Here is a 12,139-nt window from a genome sequence, read left to right as displayed (position 1 = left end):
TGGAAAACATGAACAGGATGACGACTCGCATGGGCCGCGTGATGGCCTGGTGTGGCGCGCTCGGCGCGGCACTGTGGCTGGCTGGTTGCGCGGTTACCGACGTGGGCCGCGCGCCACAGATGTCGCCCGGTGACGTGGTGGCGGTACTGCCCATCGTCAACAACACCGAGACGCCCCAGGCTGGCCTGCGTGCCGAGGCGATCGCCGAATCGCTGCTGAAGACCGGCGGCGTGGCGAACCTCAAGCGCTACCCCGCCTCGCTGAACCCGGAAACGCTGTTCGAGCCGGCCGAGCGCGAGGCGGTGGGCAAGGCGCTTGAGTGGGCCCGTGGCGAGCGCGCGCGCTACGCGCTGACGGGTTCGGTGCAGGAGTGGCGCTACAAGGTTGGCGTTGATGGCGAGCCCGCCGTGGGCATCTCGCTGCAGCTGATCGACGTGGCCAGCGGCCAGGTGGTGTGGTCGGCCACCGGCAGCAACGCCGGCTGGAGCCGCGAGTCGCTCTCGGGCGTGGCGCAGAAGCTGCTGCGTCGCCTGCTGGCGCCGCTGATGCAGGGTTGAGCACGGAAGGACGGGGGAGAGACGTGGCCAAGACCGTGGAGACAAGGCGCCAGGGGCAGGGCATCGGCCTGGGCGGGCGCTACGCGCGCTGGCTGGCGCCCGCGGGTGGCGGTGCGGCAGCCGTGATCGAGATGATCGTGATCATGGCGGCGGCAATGGGCATCACCTGGCTAGTGCTGCCGCAGAACCCGCTGCTGCTGGGCATGGGCTTTCCATGGGCCTGGTTGTTGCCGGTGATTCTGGCCCTGCGCTATGGCACGTTGGTGGGCGTTGGCGCGGTGCTGATGCTGCTGGGCGGCTGGTTCTTTTTCGACGAGATCGGCGCGCACAGTGGCGCCTTCCCGCGCATGTTCTTCATGGGCGGGCTGCTGCTGGTGCTGGTGGCCGGGCAGTTCGGGGACGTGTGGAATACGCGCCTGGCGCGAGCGCGGGCCGTGAATCGCTATCTCGACGAACGGCTGGCCGCGCTGACGAAGAACCACTACCTGCTGCGCATCTCTCATGCCCGGCTCGAGAACGATCTGCTGGCGCGTCCGACGACGCTGCGCGACACGTTGTCGCAACTGCGCGCGGTGGCCCTGCAGGACGCGATGAACGGCGGCAATACCGGTCCGCTGGCCGGCGCGCAGCCGATGCTCCAGGTCGTCGCGCAGGCGTGTCAGGTCGAGGGCGCGGCGCTCTATGCCTGCGATGGCGAGCGTGTCGTGCCGAACGCCGTGGCCAGCATCGGCCCGGCCTTCGAGATCGACGTCAACGATCCGCTCGTGCGGCATTGCCTCGAAACACGCGCGCTGGCGCATCTGCGTTCCACGGGGCTCCAGCAGGACGCGCAGACGCGTTACGTGGCCGTCGCGCCCGTGCTGGCGGGGTCGGACCGGTTGATTGGCGTGCTGGTCGTGGAACGGATGCCGTTCCTGTCGCTGACTTATGAAAACCTGCAGATGCTGATGGTGCTGATGGGCTACTACGCCGATGGCGTGGAACACGCCCGCGCCACGCACGGCATCCAGGAAATGGCGCCGGCTATTCCGTATGCGTTCGCACTCGACTACGCGCGGCTGTCGCGGCTGCGTCACGAGACGGGCATCCAAAGTTCGGTGGTGGCGCTGGTCTTCGACCTCGACGAAGCACGCGATGCGCTGTTCGAGCAGGTCGTGCGCAGCCGTCGTGCGCTCGATGTGGCCTGGCCGGTGCGCAACGCCCATCACCGGGCCATGCTGACGCTGATGCCACTGTCGGACGCCCAGGCGGTATCCGCCTATCTGGTGCGTATCGAGGACATGCTGCGCGCGCAGTTCGGCACCGATTTCTCGAGCGCGCATATTGGCGTCTACACGCTCTCGGTGCCCGCTGAGGGTGCGGAGGAGGCGCTGATGCGGCTGCTGCACCGCTGCCAGCTCGATGGGGCGTCCACGATCACGGCCGTGCAGGCCGATGGCACGCGCGACGCCAGCGTGGCGAGCGCCGGACCGGCACGGGCAGGCTGACCCATGGGCAAGCTGACCTTCGGAGGCGCTGCCTTCCAGATCTCTGCCCTGGCGCTGCTGTTCAGCGGCGGAACGGGGCTGCCGCTGTTGCTGGGCTTCCTGGCGCTGCAAGGCGCGGCTGCGGCGCTGCTGGGGCTGGTGTTGTGGCGCCTGTTGCCGCGCCGCTTCCGGACACCGTTCGTGTGGAGCTACGGCTATCTGGCAGCGTTCTGCTTCTTCGTGCCGGTGGGTGGCATATTGGTGTGCGTGGGCAGCCTGTTGTTCTCGAAACTGTTCCCGCGCCGTGGCAGCAACAGCGGTATTGCATCGGTGGCGCTGCCCGAGTTCGTCACCCACCTGATCCAGCGTGTGACCCATGGCGGGGGCGCGCGGCTGCGCGCGCAACTCGGCAATTCGCGCGCGCCATTGCCCGAGCGCATGACCGCGCTGGTAGCCATGCAGTCGATGCCCACGCGAACGGCCAGCCCGATGCTGCGCGAACTGCTGGCCGACAGCACCGACGATATCCGGCTGCTGGCCTACGGCATGCTCGACGGCGCGGAAAAGCAGCTTACGCAGAAGATCCTGGCCGAGCTGCCCCGTCTGGAGTCGGCTGACAGCCCGCAGGCGCGCGGGGAGATCAACCAGCGGCTGGCTGACCTGTATTGGGAACTGATCTACCAGAACCTGGTGCAGGGCGATGTGTACCGCTACACGGCCAGCCAGGTGGAGCGCTACGCCAGCGCGGCACTGGAGATCGACGGCAACATCGCCGCGCTCTGGTACATGCGCGGCCGGCTGGCGCTGACGCGCAACGCGCCCGCCGAGGCGCGCGAGTTCCTGGCTCGTGCCGAAGCGCTCGGCTTCGCGCGTGATCGCGTGTTGCCGCTGCTTGCCGAGGCGGCTTACCTGGAACGCGACTATGCCACCGTGCGCCGCCTGATGGCGGATTTCGACAGTCCTTCGCCGCTCCCACTGGTGCGGCCCCTGCTGCGGTACTGGCAATCATGAGCGAGATTCTGGTCAAGGGAACGTCTGCGGACGTCATGCTGCTTCTGGAAGGCACGTTTCCTTATGTGAGTGGTGGGGTGTCGAGCTGGGTCAATCAGATGATCCGTGCCTTCCCCGATATCCGGTTCGGCATCGTCTTCATCGGCAGCCGCCGACAAGACTATGGCGAGATGGCCTACGCGCTACCGGACAATGTGGTGCATCTGGAAACGCATTTCCTTTACGACTTCGCGCCGCCGCCGATGGTGCATGGCACGAAGGGCGATGCGCACGCCTTCGACCGCTCGGACGAACTGCACGAAATGCTGCGTCAGCGCGGCAGGGAGGTGGAGGCGGGGGATCTGATTCGCGAACTGATGCCAGCGCTGGGCGAGGGCGGCGCGCTGTCCGAGGATGCGTTCCTCTACAGCAAGCGGGCGTGGGACACGATCACCGATCAGTACCGACGGTACTGCACCGATCCGTCGTTCACGGACTATTTCTGGACTGTCCGGATCATGCACAAGCCGCTGTGGCAGCTCGTGCGGATCGTGGACGGGCTGATTCCCGCCAAGGTCTATCACACGGTTTCCACCGGATACGCGGGATTCCTCGGTGCGATGCTGCGGCATCGCACTGGGCGCCCGCTGCTGGTCTCGGAGCACGGCATCTATACGAAGGAACGGAAGATCGACCTGTTCCAGAGCCAGTGGATCCGTGATAACCGGAACATCTTCGAGCGCGACATTTCTCAGATTAGCTACTTCCGCGAGCTCTGGGTGCGCTTCTTCGAGACGTTGGGGCGCGTCTGCTATGAAGCCGGTGACGAGATCACGGCGCTGTACGAAGGCAACCGCAGCCGCCAGGTGCTGGATGGCGCGCCGGCCGAGCGCACGCACAATATCCCGAATGGCATCAACCTGCCGCGCCTTTCCGCGCTGCGCGAGCGGCGCGCGCCGGGTGTGCCGCCGGTGCTGTGCCTGATTGGCCGGGTGGTGCCCATCAAGGACATCAAGACGTTCATTCGCGCGATGCTGACCGTGGTGCGGGAGTATCCCGATGCCGAAGGATGGATTGCCGGTCCCGAGGATGAGGATCCGGATTACGCGACTGAGTGTCGCAGCCTGGCCGAAAGCCTCGGGCTGGGCGGCAAGGTGAAATTTCTCGGCTTCCAGAAAATCGACGAACTGCTGCCGAAAGTCGGCGTGCTGGTGCTGAGTTCGATTTCCGAGGCGTTGCCGCTGGTGGTGCTCGAAGGGTTCGCGGCGGGTGTGCCGTGCGTGACGACCGACGTCGGCTCGTGCAGCCAGCTCGTCTTCGGGCTGCCCGGCGAGGACGCGGCGCTGGGGGCCGCGGGCGACGTGGTGCGCATCGCGGACCCGGCGGCGCTGGCCGATGCGGCGCTGAAACTGATCAAGGAGCCCGCGCGATGGCAGGCGGCCCAGGCCGCCGGCATCGCGCGGGTGGAACGCTACTACACGCAGGAACAGATGGTGGGCAGCTATCGCACGCTCTATGCATCGATGATGGCGATGCCGGACAACACGCATCACGCACGCGGCGGGGCAACCCCGGCAAAGTGCCCGGTGCACGGGGGAGGGCGCTGACATGGCCGGCATCGGATTCGAACTGCGCAAGATGCTGCGGCGGGACAGTCTTTCGGGGCTGATTGGCGCCTATGCCTATGCCGGGGTGATCAGCTCCGGTCCGTGGGTGCTGTCGATCGTCGGCATCCTGCTGATTGGCCTGCTATCGGTCGGTTTCGTGATTCCGGGCATGCTGATCACGCAGTTCCAGGTCTCGGTGACGTACCTGATCGCGTGCAGCCTGATACTGACCGGGCCGATGCAGCTCTCGTTCACGCGCTTCACCTCGGACCGGCTGTTCGAGCGTCGCGATGATCTGGTGCTGTCGAACTATCACGCGGTGGCGTTGCTGGCCACGATGCTGGCAGGGCTGATCGGGCTGGCGTGTGCGTTCTGGGCCTTTCCGGAGCAGTCGGTGCTGTACCGGCTGTTGATGATCGCGGGCTTCGTGATCATGAGCAACATCTGGATCGCGGCGATCTTCCTGTCCGGCATGAAGCAGTACAAGGCCATCGTGTGGACCTTCCTGATCGGCTATGCCATCACCGTGCTGGCGGCGCTGGCAATGCGCAAGAGCGGGCTCGAAGGGCTGCTCGGCGGCTTTGTGGTCGGCCAGCTATGCCTGCTGGTGGGCATGATCACGCTGATCTACCGGAACTACACCAGCCGCCGCTTCATGTCGTTCGAAGTCTTCCAGAAGCGCTACGCGTATCCGAGCCTGATCGCCATCGGCCTCTTTTACAACCTTGGCATCTGGCTCGACAAGTTCATGTTCTGGTATGCGCCGTCCACCGGCCAGCAGATGATCGGGCCGCTCCATGCGTCGATCATCTACGACATTCCGGTGTTCCTGGCCTATCTGGCGATCATTCCGGGCATGGCCGTGTTCCTGGTGCGGATCGAGACGGACTTTGTCGAGTATTACGACGCGTTCTACAACGCGGTGCGCGGCGGCAGCTCGCTGGAGCATATCGAGGACATGCGCAACACGATGGTCCAAACCATCCGCCTGGGCCTGTACGAGATCGTCAAGGTGCAAGCCATCGCGTCGCTGGTGCTGTTCGTGGTGGGCGGATGGGTGCTGCGACTGCTCGGGATTTCTGAGCTGTATCTGCCGCTGCTCTACGTGGACGTGATCGGCGCCAGCCTGCAGGTGGTGCTGCTGGGCGTGCTGAACATCTACTTCTACCTGGATCGCCGCCGCGAGGTGCTGATGCTGACCGGCACGTTCGTCGTGCTGAATTTCGTGCTGACGCGCCTCACGCTCGAGCTTGGGCCGGCATGGTATGGCTATGGCTTCGCGGTATCGCTGCTGATCGTCGTAGCACTTGCGTTATATCTGCTCGATCGTAAACTTGACCGTCTCGAGTACGAAACCTATATGCTCCAATAAAGGGCGCGATGCGTGGCGATGCTGCATTTTGCGCGCACGAAACCGTTACGCCCGCAATTGGAAACTGAGAGGAAAAGGTAAAGATTGAGGTTGGTCTGCAACACCCGAAGCGCAGAATCCCCTCTAACGTAGCCTCGACGGGCCGTGTTACCGTTCGGTAACATAACACCGCCGTGCCAGACACAGGCCGTAGTTATCAGAGGGAAGTATGAGAATTGCCTCCGTGGAGGACGACACCAGCCAGGCCGAGCAGATTTGCCAACTGCTGGATGAAGCGGGCTTTGAATGCTCGAGCTTCGCGACCGGTTCCGCGTTCTTGCGAGCATTGCGGGACCAGGCGTTCGACCTGGTCGTCATGGACTGGCAATTGCCGGACGTCAGTGGTTACGAACTCGTGAGCTGGGTCCGCCAGCATTCGGGACGCCTGCCACCGATCCTGTTCCTGACCAGTCGCATCGAAGAATCCGATATCGTCGCGGGCCTGTCCGTGGGCGCCGACGATTACCTTGCCAAGCCGATCCGGCCGGGCGAGTTCGTCGCGCGCGTGCGAGCGTTGCTGCGTCGCGCATATCCCAAGACCCTGCACGAAGACGATCTGATCCGGCAGGGCGCCTATATCGTGGACGCGCGCCGGCGCGTTATCGCGCTGGACGGCCAGAACGTCGATCTGTCGCCGCGCGAGTTCGACCTGGCATTGTTCCTGTTCCGCAACATCGGCCGCCTGCTGGCGCGTGACGTGATTGAGCAGGCCGTCTGGGGGCGTGCGATGGATGCCGCCTCGCGCACGCTCGACACGCATATGTCGCGCCTGCGCATCAAGCTGGCCCTGCGCCCCGAAAACGGTGTGCGGCTGGCTTCCGTCTATTCGCATGGCTATCGGTTCGAAGCCACGGCCGCTCATGAGTAGCCGTCCCACGTCGCACCGCGCCGCCGTGGGAGGTGCGCTGATTTCCCTGATTCTGTCTGGCAGTGCGCTGGCCGGCCCCGCGGGCACGCAGGGCAAGGATTTCATCTATGAGGTCGAGCGGGGCGACACCCTGATCGGCCTGGCCACGCGTTTCATGACGAGCATGGACGGTTGGCACCTGCTGCAGACGCTCAATCGCGTGGAAGACCCGTACCGGCTGGTGCCCGGCACGCGGATTCGCATTCCCCTGTCGCAGATCCCCGTAGCGCCGTCGACGGCGCGGGTGGTTTTCGTGCGCGGACAGGCAAGCGTCGATGGCAGCCCGATGCAGACCGGCATGGCGCTGGCCGAATCGGCGCGGATCGAGATCGGTCCGAATAGTGCGGCGACGCTCGAACTGAGCGACGGGACCCGTGTGTCGCTGCCAGCGGCGACCACGCTGCAGGTGCGCCGACTGCGCGCATTCGCGCGCAGCGGTCTGACCGATACGATGATCGGCATCGACAAGGGCGGCGCCGATTCCGTGGTCGCGCCAAAGGGCGGTGGCGTCGGGCGCTATGAGATCAGCACGCCGTTGATGGTGACAGGCGTGCGCGGCACGCGCTATCGCGTCAGCGCCGATGACGGCGGTAGCCGTAGTGAAGTCATCGAAGGCAAGGTCGGTGTGGGGGCAGGTGCGCGTCCGGGCTCGGCCACGCAAGTCGCCGCCGGCTACGGTGTTGGGGTGTCGACCGCGGGCCGACTGTCCAAACCAATGGCGTTGTTGCCTGCCCCGGTCGTTGCCGCGCTGCCGCAGCCGGTTTCCAGCCGTGCCGTCACGGTGCGCTGGCAGGCCGTGCCGGGCGCGGCTGGCTACCATGCGGGCGTGGCGCGCGATGCCGCGCTGACCGAATGGGTAGCGACGACGGAGTCCGCGTTGCCGGAGGCCGTATTCGACGATCTGCCGGACGGTGATCTTTTCCTGGTCGTCAGCGCCCTGTCGCCACAGCGGCTTGCCGGACGGAGCGGCGTGCAATCGTTCAAGGTCTGGCGCAATCCGCCAGCGCCGTTCTCGCTGGTGCCTGTGCCCGACGCCGTCGAGCATGGCGGCGAGGTGGCGTTTCGCTGGGCTGCCGTGCAGGACGCATCGGGCTACGAGCTTGCGCTGGCCGCCGATCCCGAGTTTTCTCAACGCGCCGAGACGCGCCGTGAAAATGGCGTGGAGGCCGTCCGCACATTGGCGGTGGGGCAGTGGTGGTGGCGCTTGCGCTCGTTCGATGCGCGGAATCGGCCGGGCCCATGGGGCGACGCGCTAAAGGTGACAGTGCAACCGGCCCCGCCAGTGCCGGCGCCGGTCGACAACGGCGAGGAACTGCGCGTGCGCTGGCCTGCCGATGCCGGAACCGCCGCTGCTACGGGCTATGTGCTCCAGATGGCGTCCGATCCAGCTTTCAGCGGCGATGTGGTCACGTTCCGTACCACGGAGAGCGCGCTTTCGATTCCCCGCCCGGCCTCCGGCACATATTTCGTTCGCGTGGCCCGAGCCACTGGAACGGACGTGCCTCTGGCAAGCGCGTTTTCCGCGCCACAGCGAATCGACCTGCAATCTGTGCTGCGTGATGGACAGGGTGCGGTGATTGTGACGGGCGGCGCGAAGAAAGGCGTGCAACTTGGCGCCCAATAGAACTGACCTGCGCAGCGGTCAGTTCGACGCGGCCGAGCGGGAGGGCGCCCCGGGCGCCATGGGCTTTCGTCGGCGCACGCGACTGGAGTGGGCGCTGCTCACCGCCGCCGTGCTGGTGATCGCCCTGGCCGCGTCAAGTTTCTCCTGGTTCGAACGCGCGGACCTGGCCGTGTTGGACCTGGCCATCGTTGCCCAGGAGCACCCCGCGCGCAATGACATCGTGATCGTCGCCATCGACGACGAAAGCATCGGCGTGATTGGCCGCTGGCCGTGGCGGCGCACGGTGCTTGCCGCGCTGGTGGACCAGATCGGCGCTGACAATCCGCGTGCGATCGGCATCGATGTGATCCTGTCCGAACACGATATCCGTTATCCGTCCGACGACGCCGAACTGGCGCGTTCCGTGGCGCGGTCCGGCAACGTAGTCTTGCCCATGGTCGGCGAGTCAGGATCGAGCGGCGCGCGGCTGCGCGGCCCGATGGATGGCTTGCTGGCCCAGACTGGCCACATCAACATGATTGTGGATACCGATGGCGTGGCCCGACAGGTGTATCTGCGCGAGGGCGATGGCGAAGGGCCGCCGGTCTGGCACTTCGCGGCCGCCATGGCGGCGCTGGGGCAGCACACGCCGGTGACAGCGGCGCAGTTCCGCAACGAACGCGCGGTACGCATGGATGGCGCGGGGTGGATCAGTCAGGACCGATTGCGGATTCCGTTCGTCGGCCCCCCGGGGTCGTTCGCGCGCGTCTCTGTGCTGGATGTGCTTTCCGGCGAGGTCAGTCGCGGCTACTTTCGCGACAAGTCCGTACTGATCGGCACCGTCGCCACCGGACTCGGCGATGTGTTCCCGACGCCGGTATCGCGCGATGGGCGCGCCATGAGCGGTGTCGAAATTCTGGCCAACACGCTGCAGGCGCTGCTCGATGGCACCGGCATCGTTACCGTGCCCAAGCCCGTGGGCTGGCTCGGGACGATCCTGCCGGTGCTGCTGGCGGCCCTGGCGGCGTTGCGGTTCTCGCCGCGCAATGCGCTGCTCGCCACGGTGGCGATCGTCGCGGCGGTCGTCGGCACCAGTCTCTGCCTGCCGGGCAGTATGCATCTGTGGTTTGCGCCGTCGGGTGCGGTGCTTGGCTGCATGATGGTCTACCCCCTCTGGAGTTGGCGGCGTCAGGAAGCCGCGCTCCGCTTCCTGTCCGAAGAACTCGGGCGCCTGGCGCATGAGCCAGGCTTGCTGGCGGCGCCAGCCACGCGCATCGACCACTCGCTCGACGGCCGGATGCAGGCGGTCTACGGCATGACCTCGCGCCTGCGCGACATGCGGCGCTTTCTGTCTGACGGACTGGAGAGCCTGCCGGAAGCGACCGTGATCTGCAATCTCGATGGCGGCATTCTGGTGGCGAACCGGCGCGCGGTGGCGCTGGCGCCAACGATGCTCCAGGGGATCGACGGCGCGTACTATGCCAACGACCTGCGGTACATGCGCGGCAGCAATACGTACGGCGAGCTAGGCCGCCCGGCGTTGCCCGACCTGATCGAGGCGATGTTCACGGTGGCGGGTCCGGGCCTGGCCTACTGGGACGCGCTGTGCGGCGCGCTCGAAGGTGACGCGCCGGTGATGTCCTCGTCGGATTCGCATGGCGTGGAACTGACCACCGAGGACGGCCGGCGCTATCTGTTGCATGGCGGGCCGCTGCATGGCGAGGCGGGGCGTCCCGCGGGCGTGATCGTCAGCCTGATCGACATTACCGCGATACGTCGCGCCGAACGCCAGCGCGAGCAGACACTGCATTTCCTGTCTCACGACATGCGTTCGCCGCAGGCGTCGATCCTGGCCCTGATCGACATGCAGTCACGCCCCGACCGTGCCTTGCCGCAGACCGAACTGCTCGGACGAATCGGCGAACACGCGCACCGCACGCTTGCCCTGGCCGACGATTTCATCCGGATTGCGCAGGCCGAATCGCAGAGCCTGACGTTTGCCGAGACCGACCTGACGCAGATCGTGCTCGACGCAACCGATGAAATGTGGGCGCTGGCCAAGGCGCGTGGGACCGAACTGCGGCTCGACATCGACGAGCAGGGGCCGAGGTTGCGCGTGGCGCCAGCCCTGCTGGCACGCGCCATCACCAACCTGGTCAACAACGCCATCAAGTACAGCCCGTGCGGCACCGAAGTGACGGTGCGCCTGCGCAGGCTCGGCCCCTATATGGCGATCGAGGTATCCGATCAGGGGCCGGGCATCTCGCAAGACGCCCAGGCACGGCTGTTCCGGCCGTTCAGCCGAGTGCACGCGCATGGCGCCGATGCGCCGTCTGGCAGCGGCCTGGGGCTTGTATTTGTGAAGACCGTGGCGGAGCGCCATGGCGGCCGGGTGATGGTTGCCAGTGAAGTTGGCAAGGGCACGATGTTCTCCATCTGGTTGCCCCTGCGCAGCCGCGCGTCCTGAATGCGGGCCGACACAATTGTTGGCAGTCACGCTTTCGGAAATTGCCTACGATCTGGGTGCCGCGGACTCCGCATCCGCGCGCCTTCCGGCCCGCGTCGTATCCCGACGCGGGCAATTTTTTGCGTAGTCGTCGGACAAACGCCCTGACGCTCTCAGCCGGAGAGCCAACCAGCAGCCATTGATATGCCCTCTATGGGGTGGTGGAGAGGGCAAGCGTCTCGATTGCCCCGAGACGCTATTCTGGCTACTTTGCTGAGTCGGATGGCGGGGCAGCCGGGGCAGCCGGGGTTGCCGGAGTTGCCGGAGTTGCCGGAGTTGCCGGGGCGGCCTCCCCAGCAGCGGGCTTGGCCTCCGAGGCCTTGTCCGACTCGTCCACCTCGTCGTACGACGGCAGCGCGTTTTCACCCTGGTTCAGCAGGTACTGGCGCCGCTGCGAATAGGCATCGCGCACGAACGCGTACTTGTCGAGCGCGGCCTGCGAGAGCAGGTCCGTGGCGCCCAGCAGGTTCGAGCGCGTGTTGATCACGTTGACGCCGAACAGCGAGTTGCGCCAGGCCGGATCCAGATAGTGCGCCGGGTCCAGGTAGATGCTGGCGGCTACGCCCATGCTGTCGCGGAACGAACTCGGTCCGTAGATCGGCAGCACCAGGTATGGGCCAGCGGGCACGCCCCAGGTACCGAGGGTCAGCCCGAAATCCTGCGAATGGCGGTTCAGGCCAGCGGCCGTCGCCACGTCGATCAGGCCGCCAATGCCGAGCACCGAATTGATGGCGATGCGCATCATCGTTTCGGTGGCATCGACGCCCTTGCCCTGCAGCACGTTGTTGACGAAGTTGCCCACGTCAGACAGGTTCGAGAAGAAATTGGTCACGGCCAGACGGGCCGGCTCTGGCGTCACCGCCTTGTAGCCCTTGGCCAGCGGTTGCGCGCCATAGGTGTCGATCGTGTCGTTGACCTTGAAGATCACCCGGTTCATGGGCTCCAGCGGATCCTGCGGATTGGCTTGAGGACCCGTGGCGCAGCCGGTGGCGAGGACAGAGAGCGAGACGGCGGCCAGCGTGCGGGCAAGCCGGGGCTGGCGCAGTGCTACGGCGCCCGAAGGCGAAAAGCGGGATAGCATCGGGAAACGGT

Annotated in this window: 9 protein-coding genes; 8 read left to right on the top strand and 1 reads right to left on the bottom strand. The window is 66.0% G+C overall.

All coding sequences use genetic code 11. From position 1 onward, the window contains the following. Positions 1-8: 8 nt before the first annotated feature. From WD006_RS16470 to WD006_RS16435, 8 genes are all read left to right on the top strand, one after another. A complete protein-coding gene (locus WD006_RS16470; protein ID WP_011518646.1) occupies positions 9-557 on the top strand; it encodes a hypothetical protein in 549 nt (182 codons plus the stop codon). Positions 558-580: 23 nt separating this feature from the next. Next, positions 581-2,044, top strand: coding sequence for a PelD GGDEF domain-containing protein (locus WD006_RS16465; RefSeq protein WP_029309393.1), 1,464 nt, complete (start codon positions 581-583; stop codon positions 2,042-2,044). A gap of 3 nt (positions 2,045-2,047) precedes the next feature. Beyond that, a complete protein-coding gene (locus WD006_RS16460) occupies positions 2,048-3,034 on the top strand; it encodes a hypothetical protein (RefSeq protein ID WP_029309394.1) in 987 nt (328 codons plus the stop codon). Continuing rightward, positions 3,031-4,620 carry a GT4 family glycosyltransferase PelF gene (gene pelF, locus WD006_RS16455; RefSeq protein ID WP_029309395.1) on the top strand — a complete coding sequence of 530 codons (1,590 nt, stop codon included), beginning with the start codon at positions 3,031-3,033 and terminating at the stop codon, positions 4,618-4,620. The genes WD006_RS16460 and pelF overlap by 4 nt, the downstream gene beginning before the upstream one ends. Position 4,621: 1 nt before the next feature. Beyond that, positions 4,622-5,992, top strand: a complete 1,371-nt coding sequence (gene pelG / locus WD006_RS16450) for an exopolysaccharide Pel transporter PelG (RefSeq protein WP_011518650.1) — start codon at positions 4,622-4,624, stop codon at positions 5,990-5,992. Between the two features lie 208 nt (positions 5,993-6,200). Beyond that, positions 6,201-6,899: a response regulator transcription factor gene (locus WD006_RS16445; RefSeq protein ID WP_011518651.1), complete on the top strand. Its 699-nt coding sequence runs from the start codon at positions 6,201-6,203 to the stop codon at positions 6,897-6,899. Next, positions 6,892-8,562: a FecR domain-containing protein gene (locus tag WD006_RS16440; protein ID WP_035833745.1), complete on the top strand. Its 1,671-nt coding sequence runs from the start codon at positions 6,892-6,894 to the stop codon at positions 8,560-8,562. Before WD006_RS16445 ends, WD006_RS16440 begins: the two co-directional genes overlap by 8 nt. After that, positions 8,549-11,008, top strand: coding sequence for a CHASE2 domain-containing protein (locus tag WD006_RS16435; RefSeq protein ID WP_011518653.1), 2,460 nt, complete (start codon positions 8,549-8,551; stop codon positions 11,006-11,008). Before WD006_RS16440 ends, WD006_RS16435 begins: the two co-directional genes overlap by 14 nt. Positions 11,009-11,252: 244 nt before the next feature. Here the strand turns inward: WD006_RS16435 and WD006_RS16430 are convergent, their stop codons facing one another. After that, the gene (locus WD006_RS16430) at positions 11,253-12,128 is read right to left on the bottom strand and encodes an MlaA family lipoprotein (RefSeq protein ID WP_029309397.1); all 876 of its coding nucleotides are present in this window, start codon (positions 12,126-12,128) and stop codon (positions 11,253-11,255) included. Positions 12,129-12,139 lie beyond the last annotated feature (11 nt).

Source organism: Cupriavidus sp. Met-2 (genome assembly GCF_049843575.1).
Lineage (GTDB): Bacteria > Pseudomonadota > Gammaproteobacteria > Burkholderiales > Burkholderiaceae > Cupriavidus > Cupriavidus metallidurans.
Note: the sequence above shows the minus strand (reverse complement) of the source record. Positions and strands in the feature narration are given on the sequence as shown.

Coding starts and splice junctions, on each gene's coding strand:
- WD006_RS16470 (WP_011518646.1), top strand. CDS start 9: ATGAACAGGATGACGACTCGCATGGGCCGCGTGATGGCCTGGTGTGGC.
- WD006_RS16460 (WP_029309394.1), top strand. CDS start 2,048: ATGGGCAAGCTGACCTTCGGAGGCGCTGCCTTCCAGATCTCTGCCCTG.
- pelF (WP_029309395.1), top strand. CDS start 3,031: ATGAGCGAGATTCTGGTCAAGGGAACGTCTGCGGACGTCATGCTGCTT.
- pelG (WP_011518650.1), top strand. CDS start 4,622: ATGGCCGGCATCGGATTCGAACTGCGCAAGATGCTGCGGCGGGACAGT.
- WD006_RS16445 (WP_011518651.1), top strand. CDS start 6,201: ATGAGAATTGCCTCCGTGGAGGACGACACCAGCCAGGCCGAGCAGATT.
- WD006_RS16440 (WP_035833745.1), top strand. CDS start 6,892: ATGAGTAGCCGTCCCACGTCGCACCGCGCCGCCGTGGGAGGTGCGCTG.
- WD006_RS16430 (WP_029309397.1), bottom strand. CDS start 12,128: ATGCTATCCCGCTTTTCGCCTTCGGGCGCCGTAGCACTGCGCCAGCCC.